The 25,720-nt window shown below is 45.9% G+C and carries 17 protein-coding genes; 10 read left to right on the forward strand and 7 right to left on the reverse strand.

The genetic code is table 11. The features are described from left to right. Positions 1 to 6: 6 nt before the first annotated feature. A complete protein-coding gene (locus tag AC23P2_RS22400; RefSeq protein WP_487775274.1) occupies positions 7 to 525 on the reverse strand; it encodes a hypothetical protein in 519 nt (172 codons plus the stop codon). A 96-nt stretch (positions 526 to 621) separates the two neighbouring features. Between AC23P2_RS22400 and metG the strand changes: the two genes are divergently transcribed. After that, positions 622 to 2,679 carry a methionine--tRNA ligase gene (metG, locus tag AC23P2_RS22405; RefSeq protein WP_487775275.1) on the forward strand — a complete coding sequence of 686 codons (2,058 nt, stop codon included), beginning with the start codon at positions 622 to 624 and terminating at the stop codon, positions 2,677 to 2,679. A gap of 86 nt (positions 2,680 to 2,765) precedes the next feature. On the opposite strand, the gene AC23P2_RS22410 is transcribed toward metG, so the two are convergent. The 3 genes from AC23P2_RS22410 to AC23P2_RS22420 form a co-directional block, all read right to left on the reverse strand. Next, a complete protein-coding gene (locus tag AC23P2_RS22410) occupies positions 2,766 to 3,020 on the reverse strand; it encodes a hypothetical protein (RefSeq protein ID WP_487775276.1) in 255 nt (84 codons plus the stop codon). A gap of 239 nt (positions 3,021 to 3,259) precedes the next feature. Further along, on the reverse strand, positions 3,260 to 4,108 hold the full coding sequence (locus AC23P2_RS22415) for an Rpn family recombination-promoting nuclease/putative transposase (protein ID WP_487775277.1): 849 nt from the start codon (positions 4,106 to 4,108) through the stop codon (positions 3,260 to 3,262). 143 nt (positions 4,109 to 4,251) lie between these two features. Next, entirely contained in the window at positions 4,252 to 5,622 is a 1,371-nt protein-coding gene (locus AC23P2_RS22420; protein WP_487775278.1) for a TrpB-like pyridoxal phosphate-dependent enzyme, read from the reverse strand. A gap of 263 nt (positions 5,623 to 5,885) precedes the next feature. On the opposite strand from AC23P2_RS22420, the gene AC23P2_RS22425 reads away from it, so the two are divergent. Continuing rightward, positions 5,886 to 6,518, forward strand: a complete 633-nt coding sequence (locus AC23P2_RS22425; protein WP_487775279.1) for a transposase — start codon at positions 5,886 to 5,888, stop codon at positions 6,516 to 6,518. Between the two features lie 53 nt (positions 6,519 to 6,571). Here the strand turns inward: AC23P2_RS22425 and AC23P2_RS22430 are convergent, their stop codons facing one another. Continuing rightward, the gene (locus AC23P2_RS22430) at positions 6,572 to 9,976 is read right to left on the reverse strand and encodes a DUF7133 domain-containing protein (protein WP_487775280.1); all 3,405 of its coding nucleotides are present in this window, start codon (positions 9,974 to 9,976) and stop codon (positions 6,572 to 6,574) included. Between the two features lie 453 nt (positions 9,977 to 10,429). On the opposite strand from AC23P2_RS22430, the gene AC23P2_RS22435 reads away from it, so the two are divergent. From AC23P2_RS22435 to AC23P2_RS22470, 8 genes are all read left to right on the forward strand, one after another. Further along, positions 10,430 to 11,101, forward strand: coding sequence for a response regulator transcription factor (locus AC23P2_RS22435; protein WP_487775281.1), 672 nt, complete (start codon positions 10,430 to 10,432; stop codon positions 11,099 to 11,101). Positions 11,102 to 11,114: 13 nt separating this feature from the next. Continuing rightward, on the forward strand, positions 11,115 to 12,467 hold the full coding sequence (locus AC23P2_RS22440) for an ATP-binding protein (RefSeq protein WP_487775282.1): 1,353 nt from the start codon (positions 11,115 to 11,117) through the stop codon (positions 12,465 to 12,467). Between the two features lie 299 nt (positions 12,468 to 12,766). Continuing rightward, positions 12,767 to 13,051, forward strand: coding sequence for a hypothetical protein (locus tag AC23P2_RS22445; RefSeq protein WP_487775283.1), 285 nt, complete (start codon positions 12,767 to 12,769; stop codon positions 13,049 to 13,051). Positions 13,052 to 13,102: 51 nt separating this feature from the next. Then, complete coding sequence (locus AC23P2_RS22450) at positions 13,103 to 14,185, forward strand: efflux RND transporter periplasmic adaptor subunit (protein ID WP_487775284.1); 1,083 nt, start codon at positions 13,103 to 13,105, stop codon at positions 14,183 to 14,185. 30 nt (positions 14,186 to 14,215) lie between these two features. Next, positions 14,216 to 17,380, forward strand: coding sequence for an efflux RND transporter permease subunit (locus tag AC23P2_RS22455; protein WP_487775285.1), 3,165 nt, complete (start codon positions 14,216 to 14,218; stop codon positions 17,378 to 17,380). Then, positions 17,380 to 18,813 carry a TolC family protein gene (locus AC23P2_RS22460; RefSeq protein ID WP_487775286.1) on the forward strand — a complete coding sequence of 478 codons (1,434 nt, stop codon included), beginning with the start codon at positions 17,380 to 17,382 and terminating at the stop codon, positions 18,811 to 18,813. The genes AC23P2_RS22455 and AC23P2_RS22460 overlap by 1 nt, the downstream gene beginning before the upstream one ends. A gap of 58 nt (positions 18,814 to 18,871) precedes the next feature. Next, positions 18,872 to 20,794 carry a heparinase II/III domain-containing protein gene (locus AC23P2_RS22465; RefSeq protein WP_487775287.1) on the forward strand — a complete coding sequence of 641 codons (1,923 nt, stop codon included), beginning with the start codon at positions 18,872 to 18,874 and terminating at the stop codon, positions 20,792 to 20,794. 315 nt (positions 20,795 to 21,109) lie between these two features. Next, positions 21,110 to 23,383 (forward strand): tetratricopeptide repeat protein, encoded by a 2,274-nt coding sequence (locus AC23P2_RS22470; protein WP_487775288.1) that lies wholly within the window; start codon positions 21,110 to 21,112, stop codon positions 23,381 to 23,383. A gap of 44 nt (positions 23,384 to 23,427) precedes the next feature. Here the strand turns inward: AC23P2_RS22470 and AC23P2_RS22475 are convergent, their stop codons facing one another. Next, the gene (locus tag AC23P2_RS22475) at positions 23,428 to 24,837 is read right to left on the reverse strand and encodes a Gfo/Idh/MocA family oxidoreductase (protein ID WP_487775289.1); all 1,410 of its coding nucleotides are present in this window, start codon (positions 24,835 to 24,837) and stop codon (positions 23,428 to 23,430) included. Between the two features lie 140 nt (positions 24,838 to 24,977). After that, positions 24,978 to 25,673, reverse strand: a complete 696-nt coding sequence (locus AC23P2_RS22480) for a 3-keto-disaccharide hydrolase (protein ID WP_487775290.1) — start codon at positions 25,671 to 25,673, stop codon at positions 24,978 to 24,980. Between the last annotated feature and the right edge of the window lie 47 nt (positions 25,674 to 25,720).

Genomic DNA, 25,720 nt, shown 5'->3' on the forward strand with positions numbered 1-25,720 from the left:
CACGTACTAAAAACTTGGTGTTTTATCGTTGAGGAGCGTTGTATCCACTACGCTGCCCGTGCGAGGAGCGCCCGCTTCGATCCACCGCCGCACAAACTCAATTTGTCCTTTAAAAAGTGCTTTTCCATTGAGCGGCATGGGGTTTCCGTAACTCAGTCCACTGTGGTGACCACTGTCTCCCCAAACCAGTTTATGATAAAAAAGACTTTGCAACGAAAAATAAGGCGTCACTAGCTTCAGTTTTTCAGTACGGGCATTGGCGTTCTTAGGGTCTTTGTTTACCAAAAAATCATACGTTTTCCCCTTGGCCAATACCAAACCGTGCTCCGCAAACGTGCTTTCTTGCTCCGACGCATGACAGCCCGCTGTGGCGCAGGTGGGCGTCAAAATACGGTCTTGAAGCAAGTCAAACGACGCTGCTTGAGGTACGGAAACGGGCGTTTCTTTGGGCGTGCAACCCTCCAGCGCGATTCCTAACGCCAACATACTTCCTGCCCAGTACAGCTGTTGTATAAAATTTTTCATGGTTAACTCAAAATTGGCATTGCATCAAAGTTAAACAATTCTCCATTGCCACGCTATTTTACTATTTTTGCAGCCTCAAATTTGATTTATTATCCCATGAGTAAGAAATACACCGTTACGGCGGCCCTCATTTACGCCAACGGCCCTATCCATATTGGTCACTTGGCAGGTTGTTATGTTCCTGCCGATATTTACGTGCGTTATTTACGTGCCAAAGGCGCCAACGTAGCTTTTGTCAGTGGCACCGACGAGCACGGTGTGCCCATCACCATCCGTGCCAAAAAAGAAGGGATTACTCCCCAAGAAGTAGTCGATAAGTATTATGCCCAAATCAAGCAATCGTTTGCTGATTTTGGTATTTCGTTCGATGTTTACTCTCGCACCAGCCTGCCTATTCACCACAGCACGTCGCAAGAGTTTTTTAAGACCATTTACGACAAAGACGGTTTCGTTGAAGAAACCAGCGAGCAGTATTACGACGAAGTAGCGCAGCAGTTTTTGGCCGACCGCTACATCGTTGGTACTTGTCCTGTGTGTGCCAATCCGAATGCCTATGGTGATCAGTGCGAGCGTTGCGGTACAGCCCTCAGTCCCATGGAGTTAAAAGAACCACATTCGACACTTTCGGGCTCAAAACCTGTCTTAAAATCGACCAAAAACTGGTACTTACCTTTGGACAAAATGCAACCCGACGTGGAAAAATACGTGGGAAGCCATACCGAATGGAAAACCAACGTGTTTGGTCAGTGTCAGTCGTGGTTGAAAGAGGGTCTTCGGCCACGCGCCATGACCCGCGACTTGGACTGGGGCATCAAAGTACCCCTTGCCGATACCGACGGCAAAGTGTTGTACGTGTGGTTTGAAGCGCCAATTGGGTATATTTCGGCCACCAAAGATTGGTTGACTCAACAAAACGGCACCGACGCTGGCTGGGAATCGTGGTGGAAAAAATCGGACAATGAAGATACTAAGTTGATCCACTTCATCGGCAAAGACAATATTGTGTTTCACTGCATCATTTTCCCCGCTACACTCATGGCAATGGGAAATGAGTATTTGTTGCCTGACAATGTTCCTGCCAATGAATTTATGAATTTGGAAGGTGATAAAATCTCGACGTCTCGTAACTGGGCCGTTTGGTTACATGAATATTTAGAAGAACTTCCTGACAAACAAGACGTGCTTCGCTACGTGTTGACGGCCAATGCCCCTGAAACCAAAGACAGTGAGTTTACATGGAAAGATTTCCAAACCCGCAACAACAGCGAGTTGGTAGCGATTTATGGCAATTTTGTCAACCGTGCCGTTGTCTTAACCCACAAATACTGCCACGGTAGCGTTCCTGCCTTGGGTGAGTTGACGGATTTTGATCGTGAAACGCTCGCCTCGTTGGCCGAACTCCCCGTCAAAATTGGGGATGCCCTCGAAAACTATCGTTTCCGTGAAGGCTTGGCGCTGTTGATGGATTTGGCACGCTTGGGCAATAAATATTTGGCCGAAACCCAACCTTGGCAAGTCATTAAAACCGATGCCGAACGCGTAAACACCATCATGCACATCGCGCTTCAGATTGCTGCCAACTTGGCCATCGTCAGCGAGCCATTCTTGCCATTTACAGCCCAAAAACTACGTAATCAGCTATCGCTTTCCCATCAGCAATGGGCAGACGCGGGTAGAAACGACCTTCTATCGGTAGGACAAGCCGTTGGGGAAGCTTTCTTATTATTTGAAAAAATCGAAGACTCCCTCATCGAAAAACAAGTACAAAAACTGCACGACGCCAAGAAAATGAACGAATTAGCCACCAAAACTGTCCCTGAACTCAAGCCAACGATTCAGTTCGACGATTTTGCCAAATTAGACCTTCGCATTGGTACCATTTTGGAAGCCGAGCGCGTTCCTAAAAGTGATAAATTATTGAAGTTTTTGGTGGACGATGGCTTTGAAAAACGCACGATTCTGAGCGGCATCGCCAAGCATTTTTCGCCCGAAGAAATGATTGGTCGTCAGGTGACTTTTATCGCCAACCTTGCCCCGCGCAAAATCATGGGACAAGAGTCTAACGGGATGATTCTCATGGCCGAAGACCGCGATGGCAGCCTGTCACTGCTCCAACCGCACAAAGAAGTGTGGGCGGGCGCATCGATTTCGTAAATGGCTTGGAACCTGATTATAAAAAAGTGAGCGGATGTCCTTTTGGGACATCCGCTCACTTTTTGTAAATACCAATCAATATGTGGTTATCCAGCTTGTCCAATTATTTCACCGCCAAATTTCCCCAAATCAAATAGTCGTTTCACTGCCCAATTAAGTTCGTCTTGGTTGCAATAATATTCTTCAATTTGGCCATATATTTTGTAGTCCGAAATATTGAAGCCATCTTCGATATCATTGTACCAAATAACCTTTGTCCCGCAAATTGCCACTACCCAAAATCCACCACCTTCGTTTCCATAATCTTTCTCCGTCCACTTTGTCGGGTCTATTTTAATCAATTGCCAAAAGTTCCCCGTTTAAATCTGCTTCTGTCTTTTGGATTTGGTCGTTAAGTTCACTCCGTGAGATTGGTTTCCATTCTGTCATTATTGTCTGTTATAATTGTACATTAAGTTTTGGCTCTTAACGCAACGGTGGCGCTCAACTAGCAAATCATATAAGGGCTCCAGCATTAGCATACATGCCTTGTTGGGCAAAACCTTCGGTAGCTATATCGTCACAAGATTGCATTTGTGCGCTACAATTTATTGATTTCGCTTTCAGAAAGTCCTGTAAGCTTCATTATGTCTCCTATCGAAAGTCCAATTTTCTTGGCAGATTTAGCAACCTCAATATTTCTTTCTAGCTTTCCTTCTAGTTTTCCCTCGTCAAAAGCAGTGTCTATAACACCTTTTAAGTCTCGATAAGTTTTCAAACTATTTTCATAATTATCTAAATCCGCCTGTCCGTATTTTGCCAATTCCGCTTTTTCAAAAGCTTGGGTAAATACTTCGTCCCTAAATATTGTCGGGATTGTTTGAAAGTCTTCCAGATGTTTGATGAAATACAACCATTTGTCCAAACGGGTTGCCAAGTCTGATTCGCTCAGATTAAAATTTGGCATTTCAAGATAAATGTAAGTCAGTTTCTCATAAAAAACTTTGCCATTTTGATTTTTAAGTTTGATGCTATGAACAAATTCACTCTTTTCGGATTCGCTCTCATAGTCGCCAAACCTAAAATCTAAAATTCCAACGCAATAAACTGCTTTCAAATTATAGTTCCACTCTCCTTTTTCGGCTTGTTCTCGAATAGGAAAAGTCGAATAGTAAATAGTCCTTTCTTTGAAATAATTTTGTTTAGCTTTCTGAAGTTCTACAATAAATTTTTCACCATTTTCATTTTCACAATAGATGTCATAAATAGCTTTTCGGTCGGAATCGGTTTGCCCTAATTGCTCAGTATTTTTAAAATTTAAGTCAACAATTTTGTTGGTTTGAGGTAAAAGTGCATTTAAGAAGTCAATAAGCAAAGGCTTACTGGCTTCTTCCCCGAAGATTTTTTTAAATCCGAAGTCTGTAAAAGGGTTTATATATTTTGCTTTCATCGTTTTATCTAAATGCGCTAGCCAAATTTAAACAAATTTAGGTTTCTCAAGCACAAAACTACTTCACAACCTCCTAAAAATTAGCCAAAAAATCGAGGCTATCCTTCTGGGACAGCCTCACTTTTTATAAATACCAATCAACGTTAGGCCAATGGAAAACCTTCGAGTTCTTTCAAGCCCGATTTGAGTTCATCGTCAGTTAGGAAGTGATCAGAAAGTTTGCCATCGAAATAATCCATGTAAGCCTGCATATCCAAGAAACCGTGGCCGCAAAGGTTGAACAAAATCGTTTCTGATTTTCCTTCTTCTTTGCAACGCTGCGCCTCTCTAAATACCTGCGCGATGCCGTGCGTCGCTTCGGGCGCGGGAATAATTCCTTCCGCTTTGGCGAAGGCTACACCCGCTTCAAAACACTCCAACTGCTGAATAGCGTTGGCTTCGATGAGGCCATCTTTCAACAACTGCGAGCACAATACCGACGCCCCATGGTAACGCAAGCCTCCCGCGTGAATGGCCGCAGGACGGAAATTATGCCCAAGCGTGTACATCGGTAACAACGGCGTAAACCCAACCGAATCACCAAAATCGTAGCGGAACTCACCTTTGGTTAGTTTAGGACACGAAGCTGGTTCTACGGCAATGGCGCGTACGTTTTTGCCTTCAGTAATGTTTTTATGTAAAAATGGGAACGAAATCCCTGCAAAATTGGAGCCTCCACCAAGCGGTGCAATGACGATGTCAGGATAATCACCTGCTTTTTCCATCTGTACCAAACACTCTTGGCCAATGATAGTCTGGTGCATCAACACGTGGTTCAATACGCTTCCGAGGGCGTACTTACAGTTTTCGTCTTGAACAGCACACTCAATTGCCTCCGAAATCGCAATTCCTAAGCTTCCTGGCGTATCGGGATATTGTTCCAAAATCTTCCGTCCCGACTGCGTTAGCTCCGAAGGAGAAGGGAAAATTTTGGCACCAAACGATTCGATGAGGGCTTTACGATACGGTTTTTGGTTGTAGCTGATACGCACCTGAAACACTTCACACTCAATACCAAACATCTGACACGCAATGGCCAAGGCCGTCCCCCACTGCCCTGCACCTGTTTCGGTAGTAATCCGTTTTACGCCTTCCATTTTATTGTAATACGCCTGCGCCACCGCTGTGTTAGTTTTGTGGCTACCCGATGGACTTACGCCTTCGTATTTGTAGTAGATTTTAGCAGGAGTATCGAGCATCTTTTCCAAGCGGTGCGCGCGGAACATGGGCGTTGGACGCCACAGCTTATAGATTTCGCGTACCTCCTCAGGAATTTCGATGTACCTTTCTTGGGATACCTCTTGCTTAATTAGCTCCATCGGAAACAACGGAGCCAAATCGCCTGGCCCTACAGGCTGTTTGGTAGCAGGGTGCAAAGGAGGCAGTGGCTTGTTGGGCATATCTGCCTGAATGTTGTACCAATGTCTTGGAATCTCGTCTTCGGTGAGTAAAATTTTGTGTTGCTTTTCCGACATGATTTAAGGAATTAACGTGATTAGGAATATTAACCTTTAAACTTAAAAAGGATTTTCCCGACCTGCAATGACCTTTGTCGAAAAGTTTTTTTATATGCCTCCCGAAAGTTTCAGAACTTTCGGGAGGCTTTTGACGAGTCCATATTAACTTCCCGAAAGCTCCAACGCTTTCGGGAAGTTTTGTTTAAAGGGTAACAGAAACTTTAGCACTGATTTAAAGTCTAACCAACGTGAATTATTATTGACTTTAAAGGAGTTACAAAATGAAGAAATATGACATTCCGCTTATTCCTGATACATACTATCATGTTTTTAATCATGCAAACGGCAGGGATAATTTGTTCATGAACAGAGGCAATTATCAGTTTTTTCTACAACGCTACACCTTTTTTATGAATCCCATTGTAGATACGTATGCGTACTGTTTATTACCGAATCATATACATTTTTTGGTACGTATCAAGGATGAACAAGAACTGAAAATGGCGTGGCAAGTGAAAAATAAACCTCATTGCCAATTAACCAAAGAGATAGACTGGTCCGCTTTTATAAGTCGAGAGTTTGGTAACCTTTATAGCTCTTATTCACAAGCGTTTAATCGCCAACAAGGGCGTATGGGAAGTTTATTTATGCCAAATTTTAAACGACGAGAAGTAAATAATGAGGAGTATTTTATACAATTGATTCACTACATTCATGCAAACCCCGTTCATCATGGCTTTGTAGATTCGATGGATAAGTGGGAGTTTTCCTCTTTTCGTGCCCTAAAAAGCGAGCAACCAACAAGTTTGAGACGAGCTGAAGTGCTGGATTATTTTGGTGGAATCCATGAGTTTGTCAGATTTCATCACCAAATGCCGATTTCAAAAAAATGTTTAGAAGAAGGGGAATTTTAGACCTTCCCGAAAGTTTAGAACTTTCGGGAAGGTAGTTCTAGGAGGCTTTTGTTTTACTTCTTCAAATTCGTCAGGTACTCTACTAAATCGCGAATTTCGCGTTTTGACAGAATGCTACCCATCGGCGGCATACCCGATGGCATGTTTTCGCGCTTGCCAATGCGCGCCACAGGAATCACCAATGGCTCGGCGTCGGAGGTATTGATGGTTAATTCTTCCGCCGTTTCTTTGGCCAACGTTCCGTTCACTACTTGTCCGTCTTTCAACGTCAACGATACCATTCCAAACCCTGGTGCTAAACGGGCACTTGGTTCAATCAATGCCTGTAACAATTGCTCGCGGGTGAGCACATCACCGATGTGGGTCAATGAAGGACCAACGGCTCCGCCCGTACCACCAACAGCGTGACAGCGTACGCACTGTGCCGCTGAGTTGTTGTTGAATATGTTACGACCCGCCATGCGGTTTCCGCCAAAAAGTGCTTCGGCATATTCATCCACAAGCGAAGCACCAGGCTTCACCGTTGCCATTTTTTCTTTCAACGCTGCTATGCCCGATGCTTCTATGGCTTCTTTAAGCTCTAGTGATAAGTTAGGCGACAACTTTTTGGCCTTCAATTGATCAATCAAATCGCTCAAAATTACCTGTGTTTTGTCAGCTTCCATTTTTCCCAATACATCGAGCATTTTTTGTTGTTCGCGCGTTGAGCCTTTGGTAAAAATAGAATTCACAATCAGCGGCAAACTCGCTTTTGTCACGTTGTTGTTGTTCAACATCCCCAACGCTACGGTACGTACACTCTCCTCTTTGTCGTCCATCCCTTTTTTGATGATGGCATCCATTTGAGGATAATTTAGCTGATTGAGTGCTGTCAAAATCGCTCCTTTGACGCGTGGGCTTTCGCTACTTTCAAAAATTGCCACCAATTGCTCATTGGCTTCCGTGATTTTTACGTCTGCAATTAAGCCCACAATCGCTGCTAAAGGCTCAGGATTCTTTTCTTTCAAAAACTCATTGATGAAAGGTAACACCTTAGCTTTGACGGCCGAAGGATCACGCTCGATTCTACCACGGTAGCGGCCGTCCACACGGTCGGTGTACGAAGGGTTTGCCCAAGTCCCAAGCGCTGCCAATGCTTCTGCCTTAATGTCTTCTTTCAAATCGGTACGACGAGCAAAATCAAGCAATAGTTGGAGTTCTTTGTCCCCTCCTACCCGCAATGCGGCATTAATTGCGCGACGCACAATCACTTCCGACGTAAAACGGGTTTCTTTGAGGGTTGCGGCCAAGGCTGGCAATGCTCCTACAATCGACAAGTCGTCGTTGATGGCGCGGGCTGCTTCAGCTACGATGTATTCGTCTTTGTCGCTCAAGAAAACGGCTACATTTTCATTACGTAAGCGTCTCAATACCAACACCGCTGCTGTCCGCAATGCTTTGCTTGGGTTGTTGGCCAAGGCTACCATTGGCTCTACTTTTCCAATGCGCGACAAGGCCAAAACGCCCGCGTGACGCAGGTAAAGGTCTTCGTCGTTGTTGGCACCAATCATTTCAATCAGCGGCGTTACGGCATCTGCATAAGCAATACGCCCCAATGCTTCGGCAGCGTAAAAACGAACGCGTGGGTTGGTGTTTTTCAACAAAGGTATCAAAGCGCTACCCGCATTGGCGATGCGTGCATCTCCGAGCATTTTGGCCGCTTGGGTCATAATCTCAGGATCCTTGTCATTCAACAAAGACATCAACGTTCCAGCATTGGCTTGGTCGATGCGCGTCAACTGTCCAATTCCCCAAATTCCGTGAATACGCGCCAATTGGTTCTGTGTTTGTTCCGCTGCTTTTATCAACTGCGGAAGTCCTTTTTTACCGCGATTGACCAACTCAAATTGGGCTTTTTGACGAACCCGCATATCGCCGTACGAAAGCAGCGAATACAGTTTTTCTTCGGTTTGCGCAGGGTAACTCAACTGAATCATGCGTTTTGTTTCTTCCCGTACGGCAGCCAAATCATTCTTATCTTTGGTCACATCGAGCTTCCACACGCGTCCGTAGTTTTTTGTATCCCAACCATTGATCCAGTCAGCCACGTAGAGCGCACCATCAGGGCCAAATTTGATACCCGTTGGCAAAATACCACTCACTATGTCTTTTTCACCGTCGAGGTCAAACGTTGCTCCTTTTGGTTTAAGCCCAAATGACCAGATGTGGGAGCGTGAAGGTGTTCCCACAAATTCTACCAAGAAAAACTTATTTTTCCACTCAGAGCCTAGGGCCGTGCCTGGGTTGTATTCCATCCCCGTCGGGCCGTTGTGGTAGTTCATAATCGGAGGCAAAATATACGCAGCTTGGCCTTCCCAGCGCGGTTTGAACAGTTTTTCGTTCATCCACACGTTGTATCTATTATTGCGGGGGTCGGTGTATTTTCCATACTGCCAGTTTGAGCGCCAACCCGCATCATGTCCTTGTACGACGTGTACGAGACGCTCGCTTTCGCCTGGATGGTCACCGTCGTTGTCCGATGAAATGAGGTTGCCGTATTCATCAAAAACAAACTCGTGGGTATTGCGAAGTCCTGACGCAAAAATCTCAAAATCAGAGCCGTCTGGATTAGAACGAGCAATGATACCAGAGTTGGGGTTTTCCCATTTTTTGCCGTCAGGAGCCGTAATATTGGCACCAATATCTCCAATGTTCCAGTAAATACGTCCGTCAGGCCCCTCAGTTACGCCCGACATACCGTGTCCACTAAACCCAATGTGTACACCGTATCCGTGACTAATAGATGTTTTTTTGTCCATAATACCGTCGCCGTTGGTGTCTTTCAAACGCCATAAGTCAGGAGCAATTCCGACAAAAATCTCCCCAGCTCGTACCAGCATACCTCCTGCCACGTCGGTGACTTCATCAAAAAAATCTTCCAAGACCCGCAGCGAAACGTCGGCGATACCGTCGTTGTTGGTATCTTCTAAGCGCCAGATTTCATCTTTTTCTACCGCTAAGTCTTTCCAGTCGTGTACGCCATCTTCGTTGAGGTCAGCGAGCCACTCGTTGGCTTTGCTTTTCTCGGGCGAAAACGTTTTGCGTAAAAACGCACGGCGGTCTTCAACCGTTTGAAGGCCGATTGACTCCGTCATCCAATCACGGTGTCCACGAATGTCAAATTCTGAGTTTTTCTGACGGTTTGTTCGATTGATATATACTCGTCCTTGGTCGTCAATCGCCATCGCCACAGGGTCTGGCGCTAGCGAATCGGATGCCCAAAGGGTCATTTGTAGCCCTTCGGCAAGCTTTACGGGCGTTTTTTCACGGATTTCCTTGGCCCTAGCAATGGCCTTGGAAGGATCTTCTTTGATGACAACGGGCTGGCTATTGCGGGGCGTTTTCATACATGACACCACTAAACAAGCCGTCCCGATTGCCGCCGAAAGTTGCAATTTTGACTGTTTTTTAAAACGCATGGGTTAATCAAACTTTTGTTAGAGAGATACTTAAAAATAAATAAAACGACCAAGTTCTGCTTTTTACTTATTTTATCCTTGTTTTTTAGAAACGAACCTATCTTCCAGGTTGAACGCATTAAAATATAGAGTGGCTGTTCATTGCTCCAGAGGCTACTTTTTTTAATGTGTTTAACCTGTCTATCCTCCCCTTTATCTTTCAATCTAAAAAGTCATTTTCTACCATAAAATCTTAGACAAAGTAGCGTTGAAGAGGTACAAAAACCTCCTTTTTTATGTCAAATTGAAAAAGAAACCATGGGCAAATTGAAATGAAAAAAGGATTAAAATCGCTTTACAAGGGTTGCGTACATGACTGCCCAATCAAGTCGGTGTATATATTTGCAGCAACAGCATTACTCCTAAAGGGGTGGAAACGAACACTTTGACACATCAGCAACCCACATCGTTTGTATGAAAATCTTATTAGTTGAAGACGAGGACAGACTCGCCTCTTTTATTCGTAAAGGTATTTCGGCCGAAGGCTATGAAGTAGAAGTTGCCTACGACGGGCGCATGGGCCTGTCGCTGTTTCGCAAAAACAGTTATGACATCATTTTATTGGACGTCAACCTTCCCCACATCAATGGCTTTGAATTATGTCAATTAATTCGGGCTGACAATGAAAGTGTTCCCGTACTAATGCTAACCGCCCTCGATAGCCTCGCCGACAAGGCCGATGGTTTTAACGCAGGTGCGGATGATTACCTCGCCAAACCTTTTGAATTTCAAGAACTTCTGCTACGGCTTCGGGCTTTGACGCGGCGAAACGGTACGAAGCCAAAACAAGTGTTGCAATTGGCAGATTTAGAACTAAACCTTGACACCAAAACGGTCACTCGGGCTGGGCAACGTATCGACCTGACGACCCGCGAATACTCTTTGATGGAATACTTGATGCTCAACAAAGGGAAAATTATTTCTCGGGTGGACATTAGCGAACGCGTTTGGAGTTTAGATTTTGACAGCAGCACCAACGTCATCGACGTCTATATCAGCTACTTACGCAAAAAAATAGACAAAGGCTTTTCTACCAAATTGTTACACACCATCGTTGGGATGGGCTATGTGCTACGCGAAGGATAATCGTTTTCCCAATATGCTCATTCGTAATCGACTTACCATTATTTTTACCCTGCTTGCCACGGCCATTCAGGTGACGTTGTCGTTGTTGGTTTGGTATTTTTACTCGCTGTACCGCCAAGAAGAATTTTATAGCCGATTGGAGGGAAAAGCACGGGTTGCGGGGCGGGTTTTGATTTCGAGGCGGCATCTGCACGATGATTTTTTCAAAAACATGGTTCGTACCGATTTGCTCACCATTGTGGAGGAACAAATCAGTATTTTTGACCATCAACACAAATTGGTTTTTACCAACCGTACCCTGAAAGAATCGGATTATTACAAAGAAAAAATCCCGCACTTACCCTCCGACTCACTTTTTGAGTTTCGGTCGGGGCACTTGGAGTCTATACTCCTCCCCTTCTATGACCGTGGGCAGCGATTCTACATCTTTGCTTCAGGATACGACCGAATTGGCTTTGCAAAACTTGGCACATTACAGCAAATCTTGCTGTTGGCCAATATGTTAGGCTTTTCGCTAATTGTATTAGCGGGGTGGTATTTCTCAGGCAGGGTGCTCAAACCCATTTCGCAAATTGTGGACGAAGTCGAGCAAATTACGGCCAAAGACTTGCACAAACGCGTTAATGAAGGCAACCGTCGCGACGAAATTGCGCAGCTTGCCATGACGTTCAACCAAATGCTCTTTCGGCTCGAAGATGCTTTTGTTTCCCAACGGAGTTTTGTGGCCCACGCCTCTCACGAACTTCGGACTCCGCTTACCAATACCTTGGGTACTTTGGAAACTTCGTTGCGCTACGACCAAAACCCCAACGACTGGCGCGACAGCATGGAAGTGGCCGTGGAAGAATTAAAAAAGGTCATTTCCCTCACCAATAGCTTGCTAGGATTGGCACGCGTAACCGATGGTGCTCTTACCCTCCAAAGGGTGCAGGTGGATGATTGTTTACTGACGGCATTGGGACAAATTCATGCCAAATATCCGCACCGAAGTTTACCCATTCAGTTTGCAACCGACGACCACTCGCTGACCGTCAAAGGAAATGCGACTTTGCTAACCACCGCCTTTCTAAACCTCCTCGACAATGCCTGCAAGTACTCCACTGAGGCCGTTGCGGTACATCTTCAGACGACTTCTGATAAAATTTTGGTCGTCATCAAAGACCAAGGACGGGGCATTGCGGAGGCTGATATTGCCCATATTTTTGACCCACTTTACCGAGGAAAAAACGTAGAGGGAGTGCCTGGGTTTGGCATTGGCTTGGCCATGACGCAGAAAATCATTGAGCTTCACCAAGGTTTTCTTCACCTGAATTCTAAAATCAACGAAGGCACCACCGTTTCCATCTCGTTTCCCAGTTTAAATTAATCTTTTTTAGGGTCGATTCTCAGCTCAACATTAGAAAATCACTCCATTTTTCTAATGTCTTTTAATTTGTCTCCTAAAAACATATAATTGTACAATTCCTAGACAATCCTACATTACTAGCGATTTTCATACGGTTTCAAAGCCCAAAAATGGAGCATTAAAAGCATTTTCGCCTTTCTATACTCCTACAAGCCCTTCGAGTCATTTAGACTTTTCTAATGTTTTCTAATTTCCTTCTCACATCGTTTTAATGCCTAAGTGGTTGCTTTGTTTTGTCAATCAACATAGCTATCCACTCTATGCGACGCCATTATTTTCCATCGATTTTGCTTTACGGTTTGGGGCTCACGTTGGCCCTCTCACTAGGCTTCAACGGCTTTTTGCTTTATGAACAAACCCGCCAACGGAGCCTCTATGAATTTGAATTAGCTAGTGCAGCGAGCAGTGTCGATAATGTGTATTGTCGGCAGCAACTTTCGGAATGTATTCGCAACAACCAAGAAAAAGATAGCCTCCTACGGGAATTGGCTCAACACCCCAACGCTCCCCCATTGACCAAAACGGACTCCCATTCAAAAAAATAAATCCACTCACATTATTTTCCCCATTCTCCCTACACAAAAAGTGAATTTAGTATGAATAAGACCCTCATGCTCGCAAGTTTCTGTGCTTTGTTGTGGTGCACAAGCTGCTCAGAAAAAGAAGAAGAGAAGGAAGAAATTACCAAGTTTTTGGTAACTACCCCCCTCAAAAAAGACACTACCATTACCAAAGACTACGTCTGCCAGATTCACGCTTTTCGTCATATTGAGCTCCGCGCTCAGCAGCGAGGCTACCTCCAAAACATCTACGTGGACGAAGGGCAGTTTATCAAAGAAGGCCAAATGATGTTTCAAATCATGCCCAAACTGTACGAAGCGGAAGTGCAAAAAGCCGAAGCCGAAGCGAAGTTTGTCAGCATCGAATACCGAAACACCAAACGCCTTGCCGATAGCAACATCGTAGCACCCAACGAATTAGCGATGGTCAATGCCAAGTGGGACAAAGCCAAAGCCGAACTTGCCTTGGCCCAAGTTCACTTAGGTTTTACCAAAATCAAAGCGCCTTTTTCAGGCATCATGGATCATTTTCAAGTACGTCCAGGAAGTTTGGTGGACGAAGGTGACTTGCTCACCACGCTTTCTGACAACAGCAAAATGTGGGTGTATTTCAACGTACCCGAAGCCGAATACCTCGATTTTAAAAGCAAGGCGCAAGACGGCAAAAGGATGTCGGTTAACTTGGTGATGGCTAACAATCAACTTTTTGGTCATTCGGGGATTGTCGAAACGATTGAAGCCGACTTCAACAACGAAACGGGAAACATCGCTTTTCGGGCGACTTTCCCCAACCCTAAAGGGCTACTTCGTCACGGTGAAACGGGCAATATTCAGATGGTGGTTCCGCTTCGCAACGCCATCATCATTCCTCAGAAAGCTACTTTTGAAATTCTGGAAAAACGCTATGTGTATGTGGTAGGAAAAGACAATGTTGTGAGGTCGCGCGAGATTAATATCGCCGCCGAAATGCCCGACCTCTACGTGGTAAAAGATGGCCTAGCCGCCGACGAACGCATCTTGCTTGAAGGTATCCGTAAAGTACACGACAACGAGAAAATTCACTTTGACTACCAAGAGCCGCACAAAGTATTGGCCAACCTTAAAGTATATACCGAGTAATAGCTGTTCGCCCCAAAACATCGCACGAATATGTTTAGTAAATTCATACATCGGCCAGTACTTGCTATCGTCATCTCGCTGGTTATCATTTTTATGGGGATATTGGCTATCACTAGCTTACCCATCTCGCAGTTTCCCGAAATTTCGCCCCCAATGGTCATCGTACGGGCTTCTTACCCAGGGGCTAGTGCGAAGGTACTTACCGAATCGGTGTTGATTCCGATGGAACAAGCCATCAACGGGGTACCTGGCATGAAATACATGACTTCTGACGCCACCAGTGCGGGGGAAGCCAACATCCAGATTGTCTTTAACCTCGGTACTGACCCCGACCAAGCCGTCGTCAACGTCAATACGCGTATTGCGCAGGTGCTCAACCGTTTGCCCATCTTGGTACAGCGCGAAGGGGTCATCGTAAACCGTATCGTTCCTAACATGTTGATGTACGTCAACTTGTACAGCAAAGACCCCAAAGCCAACATGAAGTTCCTCTTCAACTTTGCGGGGGTAAACATGCTGCCTGAACTTCAGCGGATTACGGGGATTGGACAGGCCAGCATCTTGGGTAGCCGCCAGTACGCGATGCGGATTTGGCTCAAACCCGACCGTATGCGGGCCTACAACATCTCTGCCGACGAAGTCATGGAAGCGTTGAACGACCAAAGTGTAATTGGGTCGCCTGGGCGGATTGGCCGAAGCGACGGAAAACGCGCCGAGGCATTGGAGTACGTATTGACCTACCAAGGGCGTTTTAACGACGTGGAGCAATACAAAAATGTGATTGTGAAGGCGAACCCTAACGGTGAAATTCTCAAACTAAAAGATATTGCCGAAGTGGAACTTGGGAGCGAATATTATGACATTTATTCTAACCTCAATGGCTATCCATCGGCGGCGATTATGCTCAAACAAACCTACGGAAGTAACGCCAGCGATGTTATCAAGAGCGTAAAAGCCAAACTGGACGAAATGAAGAAAACCTCGTTCCCTCCAGGGATGGACTACGAAATTAGCTACGACGTTTCGCACTTCTTAGATGCCTCCATCGAAAACGTAATTCATACCCTGCGAGATGCCTTTATTTTGGTGGCCTTGGTAGTGTTTATCTTCTTGGGCGACTGGCGCTCTACGCTTATCCCTACGCTGGCGGTGCCTGTTTCGCTGATTGGGGCGTTCATTTTTATGCAGTTGTTTGGGCTAACCATCAACATGATTACGCTCTTTGCGTTGGTACTTGCGATTGGTATTGTGGTGGATGACGCCATTGTGGTCGTCGAGGCCGTCCATGCCAAAATGGAAGAAGAGCCTCACCTCACGCCTTACAAAGCCGTCAAAAAAGTACTTCGCGAAATCAGCGGTGCCGTTATTGCCATTACGTTGTTGATGACCGCCGTGTTTGTGCCTGTGGCCTTTATGACAGGCCCCGTGGGGATTTTCTACCGTCAGTTTTCCATCACAATGGCTACGTCTATTGTCATCTCGGGGCTTGTCGCACTTACCCTAACCCCTGTGCTTTGTGCGATGATTTTGAAAAATCACCACGGCCACAAACGCAAGAAAACCATCATCGACCGCTTTATTGATGCCTTTAACCGAGGTTTTGAAAAACTAACGGGTCGGTACGTAGGGCTCTTGCGCCTTATCGTCAACCGCCGCGTGGTGACTTGGGGAATCTTGTTGGCTTTTGGCGTCGGAATTTTCGGGATTACGGCCAAACTCCCTTCGGGTTTTATTCCGAGTGAAGACCAAGGGATGATTTACGCCATCGTACAAACGCCTCCAGGCTCGACCTTGGAACGTACCAACGACATTACCCGCAAACTCCAAGCGATTGCCGAAAAAGTAGAGGGTATTCAATCAGTTTCGGCCCTTGCGGGATACGAAGTACTTACCGAAGGTCGGGGGTCAAACGCAGGTACTTGTTTGATTAACCTTAAACCTTGGGACGAGCGTAAACACACCGTCAACGAGATTATTTATGAATTAGAAGAAAGGGCCAAAGTTATCCCAGGGGCTACCATCGAATTTTTTGACCCACCAGCCGTACCAGGATACGGAGCTGCGGGTGGTTTCGCGCTGCAATTGTTGGACAAAACCAACACGGGAGACTACAAACAACTCGAAAAAGTCAGTTCTGATTTTATGAATGAACTCAAAAAACGGAAAGAACTGACGGGCTTGTTCACCTTTTACAGTGCTAATTACCCCCAATACGAGCTCGAAATCGACAATAAATTGGCCATGCAGAAAGGTGTTTCGATTGGCAACGCCATGAATACGCTCTCGATTTTGATTGGTAGTACGTACGAACTCGGTTTTATCAAGTTTCAGCGTTTCTTTAAGGTGTTTGTGCAAGCATCGCCCGAATACCGCCGACTTCCCGATGACATCATGAACTTGTACGTCAAAAACAAGTACGATGAAATGGTGCCGTTCTCGGCCTTTATGCGCATTAAAAAATCGCAGGGCGCCAACGAAATCAACCGCTATAACATGTACACCACTGCGGCTTTCCGTGGAGCGCCTGCCAAAGGGTACAGTAGCGGGGAAGCCATCAAAGTGATTCAAGAAGTAGCCAAGAAAACCCTCCCAAGGGGCTATGACATCGACTGGGGTGGGTTGTCGAAAGACGAAGTAATGCGCGGCAACGAGGCACTTTATATTTTCTTAGTGGTATTGGCCTTTGTCTATTTCGTGTTAGCTGCCCAATACGAGAGCTTTATTCTGCCGTTGGCGGTGGTGTTCTCGCTGCCTGCGGGGGTCTTCGGTTCTTTCTTACTTATCAAAGTGATGGGTTTGGCCAACGACATTTATGCCCAAGTAGGGTTGGTCATGTTGGTCGGGTTGCTGGGGAAAAACGCCGTTTTGATTGTGGAATTTGCCGTTCAAAAACACAAAGAAGGCTTCACCGTCTTAAACGCGGCCATCGAAGGTGCCAAGGTACGTTTCCGCCCTATCCTCATGACGTCTTTTGCCTTCATTGCGGGGTTGATTCCGCTCGTACTTGCCACAGGTGCAGGAGCCATTGGCAACCGTACGATTGGTTCGTCGGCCCTGGGAGGAATGCTTTTCGGGACTGTATTCGGAGTCATTATCGTCCCAGGGCTGTACTTTATTTTCGGAAAAATCGCCGAAGGTCGTCAGTTGATTAAAGGTGAAAAAGAGAATCCGTTAACCGAAGAAATTGAGCACTAATGTTTAAGAAAATCATCACACTCGGCATAGGAGTCGTGGGGTTAACGCTAGCCATTTCGGGCTGTAAAACCCCTGCGTTGGTCACCAAAACCGAAAGTAATACGTTACCTGCGGGTTTTAATAACTCGCAGGACTCGACCAACAGCGCCACGATTCGATGGAAGGAGTTTTTTACAGACCCCTACCTAACAACCCTGATTGACAGCGCCTTGCAAAACAATCAGGAGCTAAACATTACGATGCAAGAAATCGAAATCTCGCGCAACGAAATCATGGCTCGCCAAGGGGAATACAAACCTTTTGTGGGTGTCCGTGGAAGTGCTGGGGTGGACAAAGTGGGACGTTATACCAACATAGGCGCCAGCGAAGCGACCACCGACATCAAACCTGGCCGAGAAACCCCCGAACCTCTTCCCAATTTTTTGGGCGGCCTGTTTGCCACATGGGAAATCGACATTTGGCATAAATTGCGCAATGCCAAAGATGCCGCCGTGCATCGGTACTTGGCAAGTGGTGAAGGTAGAAATTTCATGGTCACCAACTTAATTGCCGAAATTGCCACTTCGTACTACGAGTTGTTGGCCCTTGACAATCAATTGGCGATTATTCACCAAAACATTGATATTCAGAACAATGCTCTTCGGATTGTACGCCTTCAAAAGGAAGCAACCAAAGTGACCGAATTGGCCGTACGACGGTTTGAAGCTCAGGTATTGAACACCCAAAGTTTGCAGTACAACATTCAGCAACGAATCATTGAAACCGAAAACCGCATCAATTTTTTGGTGGGACGCTATCCCCAAACCGTCGCTCGTAGTTCGCAAGATTTTGGTAATTTGGTTCCAGCCAACATTCATACGGGCTTACCTTCGCAGTTACTGGCCAATCGCCCCGACATCCGTCAGGCAGAACAGGAGTTGGCCGCCAACAAACTAGACGTACAGGTTGCCAAAGCCCGTTTTTATCCTTCTCTTGGTATCTCGGCAGGTTTGGGTTATCAGGCTTTCAATCCTTTGTATTTGTTAAAAACCCCTCAATCGCTCATTCTTTCGTTGGCGGGGGATTTGACGGCACCGTTGGTCAACAAAAACGCCATCAAGGCTTCTTATTTCAATGCCAATGCCAAGCAGATTCAAGCGGTGTATAATTACGAACGAACGCTGTTGAATGCCTACATCGAAGTGGCCAACCAAATGGCTAAAATCGGTAATTTAGAAAAAACGTACGACACCAAATCGAAGGAAGTTCAGGCCCTTACGCAGTCGATTACGATTTCTAATAACCTGTTTAGTTCGGCTCGTGCCGATTACATGGAGGTGTTGCTAACACAACGGGATGCTATTGAGTCGCGGTTCGACCTTGTCGAAACCAAAATGCAACAGATGAATGCCGTTGTCAATATTTACCGCGCCCTGGGTGGGGGTTGGAATTAATTTATTTTCCGTGGTCAGTATGAAAAGGTTTTTTTTGCCATCTATAATCAAAAGACCAATGAAACACCTTTTCACAACCCTCTTAATCGGTTGGGCAGCCATCGCCAGTGCCCAACCGACCCAACGAAACCTCCTCGGCAACGCCTATTCGCTTGATGCCGTTCGGCAGGTGCTCATTCCCCAAGCGCAGTTTAAACCCTACCCCAAAACCTCCGTCGAATGGCAATCCCAACTGCCCGATAGCGTGGTGACACGGGTCATAAAAGCGGGGGAAGCCGTGTTGAACTACAAATTTGAAGCCATTCCAGGCAGCGTTTCGATGGATTTTGTACGCTCTGGCGACCGCGAACGCCACGGTAAACTTTCGTACGGAAAACGAAACGCACTCATTGACCTTATTTTGGCCGAAAGCGTAGAGGACAAAGGCCGTTTTACGGAAGCCATTTTCAACGGAGTTTGGTCGATTTGTGAGGAAAGTTTTTGGGGCGTTCCTGCCCACATTAGCGGTACAGGTCTGCCCAACGTCGAAGACCCCGTCGTGGATTTGTTTGCCGCCGAAACCGCTGCCGTACTTTCTTTTGCCGACTATTTTGTGGGCGAAAAATTAGATAAAATCAACAAACTCATCCGCAAACGAATTTACTTTGAAACCAACCGTCGGTTGTTTGTCCCCATGATTCAAAACCCCGATCGCTACGGTTGGATGAGTAAAAAAAATGCCGTTAACAACTGGAATCCGTGGATTATGTCCAATTGGATGACAGCGACGCTTTTGTTGGAAAAAGACGAAAAGCGCCGCGCGGAGCAATTACACGCCGCTATGCTCGGTTTGGATTTGTACCTCAACGGACTGGGAGAAGATGGAGGCTGCGACGAAGGCCCAAGTTATTGGTTTGCGGCAGGGGCTTGCGTATTTGATTGTTTGGAATTGCTAGAAGCTGCTACTCAAAACAAAGTAAGTGCTTATCAGCAGCCGCTCGTTCAAAAAATGGCTTCGTATGTTTTCAAAACCCACATTGCGGACGATTACTTTGTCAACTTTGCCGATGCCGACCCCAAACTCAAACCCGACGGCATCATGCTGTATCGTTTTGGTAAAAAAATCAACGATACCCAACTCGCACAGTTTGGATTATGGGCAACTGAAAAATACCCATTTGCAGTGTCAAATAACGGCTACCATCGGATGCGTCGTATTCAAAACTTACTTACTGTCAAAGAATTGCCTTCCACCAAAACCACGTACCAACCCGTCAAAGACGCTTGGCTTGGCGATATTCAAGTACTAACGGCCCGTAGTAGCAATGGTTTGTACTTGGCTACCCACGGCGGACACAATGCCGAAAGTCACAACCACAACGACGTAGGCGACTTTTTGCTGTACGCCAACGGTGAACCAGTCATCATCGACGCAGGTCGCGGTAACTACACCGCCCGTACTTTTTCGTCGAAACGTTATGAACTTTGGTTTACCCAATCTCAATACCATAATTTGCCAATTGTCAACGGGCTAGGACAACTTGCGGGGCGAACCTACGAAGCGCATAACGTCAAAAGTACCATCAACGAAAAAGAAGCAACGTTGTCGATGGACATTGCGCCTAGCTACGCCAAAGAAGCGGGAATCCAAGCATGGAATCGTTCGGTGAAGCTCAATCGCTTAAAGAATATTGTCGAGATAAACGATGATTTTACGTTGACCCAAAAACCTACTTCGCTACAGCAAGTATTTATGACTGTTTGCGACACGGATTTAACCACTCTTGGCAAAATTAAATTGACCACACCCAAAGGACAAAACTTTGTTATTCAATACGATAGCAAACTCTGGGATGTATCAACTGACCTTCCTTCTACCGACGGGATGGAGTACGTTAGTTTCAAAACTAAATGGGACAATCGCCCCGTGCGGCGGCTTATTCTTTCGCACAAAGCATTGCCACAGAAAGGAAAATCTACATTTTTAATTATGCCGAATTAGGCACATTGTTTGCTGTGTTTTTTTAAGTTTTACCCGCGGATTAACGCAGATTTAGAGCCGCAGATATTCGCTGATGAAAATAGCTTCATTAAGTCATTTATCAGCGAATATCTGCGTTTGTATTATTCTGCGGGTAAAAAATAAAATTATGTATTAAGCTAATATTTCCCCTTTTTTCATCGTCGATGTAACTAAATGAGCGCTAAAGTCAAAACTTAGCGTTAACTTTACTTACACATTCTACACCAAAAGGCCAAAACAGCTGTTTTTGACGCCTTATTGCTCATTTTTTTCCCTCAAGTGGCTAATCATGGCATGGTTCGTGTAAATGAAATTAAGTTAGTTACATTGACGATTGGTATGGAGATGCTGACTTTTAGGTTTACTTTACTCCTTTTTGTAGTTGAATTTGTACTTGGCACACGGTCTCAAGCGTGCGTGGTAGATTCTTCTAATACGGGGTCGTCAGCGCATTCAACCAAGAAAATTGCGGTAGTTCCTCCCAAAAAAAACGTTCCTCAGAACCCTAAGCGGTTTCCTCAACTCAACAACGGTGGCATTCAGTACGCTTACAATCAGCGGTACCAAAGTGCGCAGTCGATGTTTTTGCAAGCCCAAGAATACGACGCCAACAACGATACCCTACTGTATAATCTCTCGCTTGTCACGGGTGTGTTGAAAGAATACGACACTGCCCTGCAACTCTTGACTCAGACAGGAGCTGGGCATCGTTATTTGCACAATAAGGGCGTTTGGGAAGCTCAAAAAGGCGATATTCAACAGGGTTTGGCCACGTGGGAACACGCTCCTCCTAGCGATACACTCATTTTTAACATCGCTTTGGCCCATTACAAATTGGGTGATTTGCAGCAGTCGCAAGATTGGAGCAAACGAATCGGGTTTGCCAAAGCGGCCGAATTTCATGAATTAGCCGCCAATGTTCATTTTAAACTTGGCGACTACAAACAAGCCGAACGCCTCTACGAAAAAGCCGACAAACTCGCAACTCGGGTAGGCAAGCACCCAAGCGGGCCGCGCTTTTTGGTACAGCGCGGAAACAGTTCGCTGGCTTTGGCCGAATATACAGCGGCGGAGGCGCTTTACCGCGAATACCTTGCCACCAAAGACCCTTATTATCGCTTTGCGGCGAGGCTGGGTTTGGGGCACGCGCTTTATCGGCAACGCAAGTACCAAGAAGCGGTATTGGAGTACGACGCAGCTTGTCGGCTCAACGATTTGTCAGCGGAAGCGTGGTTAAGTTTGGGCAATGCGTACGTCGGCACCAATGGGCAACGTCAGGCCCAAAAAGCGTACGAGCGGTCGTTGGATTTAGATTCTACCCAAAAACACGCGTGGCTTGGGTTAGGCATTATTTATTATCGCCTTCAAAACTACGGAGAAGCGGTATGCTGCTTTGACCAAGCAGGGGAAATTCTAAACCCTAAAAACCCGCATCATGCCGATTTTTTTGCGGCACGGGCTTTTTGCCGACTTTATTCCAACCAAACCGCCCTGGCAAAAGATGACGTTCAAACAGCGGTGAAGCTTTCGGGAAAAGGTTTACTACCTTGCTTGGCTATGAGTGAATACTGCCGCATCGAGGGATATTTTTTGACTTCTCTCAAGTGGCTGGAAAAAGCCATTCGGGCCAACCCCGAAATCAGCGTTCGGATGCTTGTCAACCGAGGAAATATTTACCTTAAATGCAACGAATACCAGCAGGCTCTCGACGACTTCACCCAAGCCCACGCCTTAGACCCAGGCAACATCAACGCCAGTAATGGATTAGGAGTTTCATACCTCAACATCGACGACATAGACCGCGCAAAGGTACTCTACGATAGCCTTTTGCGAAAAAAACAATTGCCGATGCTGTACAACAACCGTGGGATTGTTCAGTCGTATATGTCATTGCGTGAACGCCACAACCGCGACCAAGCCGAAGAAGCCAAGTTTTCCGACTTATCGCTCAAAGATTTTGAAAAAGGTTTGGAAATTGATTCTACCAAAAAGGCGTATAATGTCAACATCGGGAATGTCTTCAAAAACCGCCACGAAGAAACGGCAGCCATTGAGCATTATCAATTGTATTTAAGCAAAAACGCCATCAACAACATGGGCGTTTTGTTTGCCAAAGACACCCGAAAAGACTTTTCAAAGCACTACATCGACATTGCGATTACCTACGACTCGTCAAACACTGTTTATCTGTACAATCGTGCCAAACTTCACCACGACCATTTTAAAGACCAGTTTTTCCGCCGAGCCGATTTACAGCAAGCGTTTAAACTGAAACCTACCCAAGACATCAGCCTCAAGTACAGTCCCGATGGGTTTATTACGATTTTCTTGTTTGACTACGAGTTTGAGACGTACCATTTCCCTGGCGACCCGCTGTTTGACATTCATCCTCAGCCGATTAATGACTTTGCGTTTTTGCCGTCGTTGGATTTTATTCCGATGAAAGAAGGGGGAGAGATTAGGACGCGAAACGGAAAAGGAGGGTATTTGGTCACAAAAAATCAACTTCAATTTCGTCCCGCTTCGCGCAAACAACGTGGTCGAACAAAGTGCCCTAAAATTCGGTAAAACCTTCCCGAAAGTTTGAAACTCTCGGGAAGGTAAACTCACACTTATATACGATAATAATCTTCCCAGCCTTTGCGCGGCGGAATGCCTGTTAGCATAGCGTTGGCAAAAGGATGGTTGGTGATGGTTTTTGTCGTACGGTCAAACAACAATTTGGTGTTCAAACGTTGCGCCATTACCCCCAACGAAAATACCTGACACAATGGCCCTGCAATTTCGAACGGTGAACGTGTTTTTTCTTCGCCTTGGCACGCCAACAAGAAGTTTTTGAAGTGGTTGGACGGGCTGGCAGGCACTACGGGTAGTTTTGACTGCATCTCCAACGCTTTTTCTTTTGGAATAATACTCAACGTACTACCGTGCGAACCGCCCTTGAAAATGAGGTCTTTCGAGTAAATAATCTTACCTGGGTTCAAGGTCGCAGCCTTGATTTTCTGGCCTGCTACCACTGGAATATTCGGGTCAAGTTCTGACAAACCGTATCCGTCGGGCAGCGGTGGCTGGTTATTGACCCCATCGTACCACGTAATGTCCACGGCTGGCATTCCTTTACGCTCAGGGAAGCGGAACAAAAGCGTCGATGACATCGGGAAGAAGAAATCATTGTGTCCGTCCAACTTCACCGCAGTCACTTCGTTTGGCAACCCGAGGTCGAGGAATTGGTGCGCCGTATCCAAGATGTGCGCGCCCCAGTCGCCCAAAGCACCCATGCCGAAATCGTACCAGCAGCGCCAGTTGCCGTAGTGGTATTTTTCGTTAAAATCGTGGTACATGGTGTTCAAGTGCCACGTCTCCCAGTCCAACGTTGATGGAATGGGTTGTGCTTCGGGATATTTTGAAATCTTTGGATCCCAACCGTGCCATCTGCGGGCCGAGTTCATGTGGGCCGTAATTTTGGTAACGTCTTTGATGATACCCGCGTCTTTCCACGCTTTAAATTGAAAGTAGTTCGCCTCTGAGTGTCCTTGATTTCCCATTTGGGTCACCACTTTAGGGTTTTTCTTAGCCAACTTCATTAGCAACTCTGACTCGTGAAACGTCCGCGCCATTGGTTTTTCAACATAGACGTGCTTACCCAACGACATCGCATGTACGGCCACTACGTAGTGGGCAAAATCAGGAATTCCGATAGAAACCGCTTCAATCTGATTTCCCATGCTGTCGAACATCTTACGGAAATCTTGGAACTGTTTGGCATTGGGGAACATGGCCGCAATTTCTTGCGTGTGCTTGGCCCCCATGTCAATGTCACAAAGCGCCACAATCTCAGCCAAGCCCGTTTTATTGAGTTCTTTAATGATTTCTCCACCACGGAAACCAATCCCAATACACGCCAATTTGACTTTCTCGCCTTTTCGTGCTGGATTTGTCATAATGCTTGGGCTCAATTGCCCCAAAGCTAGGCCCGAACCCGCAACCCCTGCTTTTTTTATAAAATCCCTTCTAGTTGTCATTTGGTAACGATTATGTTAAAACTTTAAAAATCTTATTTACTGGTTATCGTCGAGAGCGGTCGGGTTGTGAGCAACCCGACGCACGAATTAACTGTTTGTTAGCGATTGGGTTGTGAACAATCCGACCCACCATATAACGATTATTTTTTTTCTAAAATCTTAATGTTTTTAAACCACACCTCATCACCGTGGTCTTGGAGCAAAATGGGCGCTTCGGTAGCATTGCCAAAATCAGCGTATTTTTTGTATTTGCTGTAGTTGACCAACGCCCGCCACATCTGGTTGTTGCGGTCGTATTCTACAATTTTTACGCCATTCAACCAGTGTTCTACGTGATTGTTGTTTACCACAATCATGGCCGTATTAAAGTCATCCTTTTTAAGCGGTTTTTTGGGGTCGGCCGTAATCAAGTCGTACAAAGAGCCCAAGGTACGGTTACCCTCCACGCCTGCTTTGGCATCGGGATGTTTGTCATCATCCAACACTTGGTATTCGCAACCAATCCCCGACGAGTTCACGAAGTACTTGATGCCACTGTTGGCACCTTCGGTCAGTTTGAAATCTATTTTTAGGACAAAGTTTTTGTACTTATTCGTCGTAATAATATCGCCTCCTCGGGCACTTTTCAAGACTTTCAACACGCCACCTTCCGTTGACCAACCTGTGGCAGGAAAACCATCGGCTTTTGTGCTTTTCCAGCCAGTATTGGTTTTTCCATCCCAAAGGAGTTTCCATCCTTCGGTTTTTTCCTTTTTCGTCAGGGTATTGTCTTCAGATTGGGCGTACGAGAGTGAAGTACAGAACAATAAAGAAGCCAACAAACATTTTACTTTCATGCTTTCTTAGATTAATATTTACCATAAGAAGGCATTTTTGGCCAAAT

It is taken from the genome of Runella sp. R0.1_18 (assembly GCF_057652155.1).

What these genes read in the sequence shown, in the direction of transcription:
- metG (WP_487775275.1), top strand. Translation starts at nt 622, where the DNA reads ATGAGTAAGAAATACACCGTTACGGCGGCCCTCATTTACGCCAACGGC.
- AC23P2_RS22425 (WP_487775279.1), top strand. Translation starts at nt 5,886, where the DNA reads ATGAAGAAATATGACATTCCGCTTATTCCTGATACATACTATCATGTT.
- AC23P2_RS22470 (WP_487775288.1), top strand. Translation starts at nt 21,110, where the DNA reads ATGGTTCGTGTAAATGAAATTAAGTTAGTTACATTGACGATTGGTATG.
- AC23P2_RS22460 (WP_487775286.1), top strand. Translation starts at nt 17,380, where the DNA reads ATGTTTAAGAAAATCATCACACTCGGCATAGGAGTCGTGGGGTTAACG.
- AC23P2_RS22435 (WP_487775281.1), top strand. Translation starts at nt 10,430, where the DNA reads ATGAAAATCTTATTAGTTGAAGACGAGGACAGACTCGCCTCTTTTATT.
- AC23P2_RS22455 (WP_487775285.1), top strand. Translation starts at nt 14,216, where the DNA reads ATGTTTAGTAAATTCATACATCGGCCAGTACTTGCTATCGTCATCTCG.
- AC23P2_RS22480 (WP_487775290.1), bottom strand. Translation starts at nt 25,673, where the DNA reads ATGAAAGTAAAATGTTTGTTGGCTTCTTTATTGTTCTGTACTTCACTC.
- AC23P2_RS22465 (WP_487775287.1), top strand. Translation starts at nt 18,872, where the DNA reads ATGAAACACCTTTTCACAACCCTCTTAATCGGTTGGGCAGCCATCGCC.
- AC23P2_RS22420 (WP_487775278.1), bottom strand. Translation starts at nt 5,622, where the DNA reads ATGTCGGAAAAGCAACACAAAATTTTACTCACCGAAGACGAGATTCCA.
- AC23P2_RS22445 (WP_487775283.1), top strand. Translation starts at nt 12,767, where the DNA reads ATGCGACGCCATTATTTTCCATCGATTTTGCTTTACGGTTTGGGGCTC.
- AC23P2_RS22430 (WP_487775280.1), bottom strand. Translation starts at nt 9,976, where the DNA reads ATGCGTTTTAAAAAACAGTCAAAATTGCAACTTTCGGCGGCAATCGGG.
- AC23P2_RS22450 (WP_487775284.1), top strand. Translation starts at nt 13,103, where the DNA reads ATGAATAAGACCCTCATGCTCGCAAGTTTCTGTGCTTTGTTGTGGTGC.
- AC23P2_RS22400 (WP_487775274.1), bottom strand. Translation starts at nt 525, where the DNA reads ATGAAAAATTTTATACAACAGCTGTACTGGGCAGGAAGTATGTTGGCG.
- AC23P2_RS22415 (WP_487775277.1), bottom strand. Translation starts at nt 4,108, where the DNA reads ATGAAAGCAAAATATATAAACCCTTTTACAGACTTCGGATTTAAAAAA.
- AC23P2_RS22475 (WP_487775289.1), bottom strand. Translation starts at nt 24,837, where the DNA reads ATGACAACTAGAAGGGATTTTATAAAAAAAGCAGGGGTTGCGGGTTCG.
- AC23P2_RS22440 (WP_487775282.1), top strand. Translation starts at nt 11,115, where the DNA reads ATGCTCATTCGTAATCGACTTACCATTATTTTTACCCTGCTTGCCACG.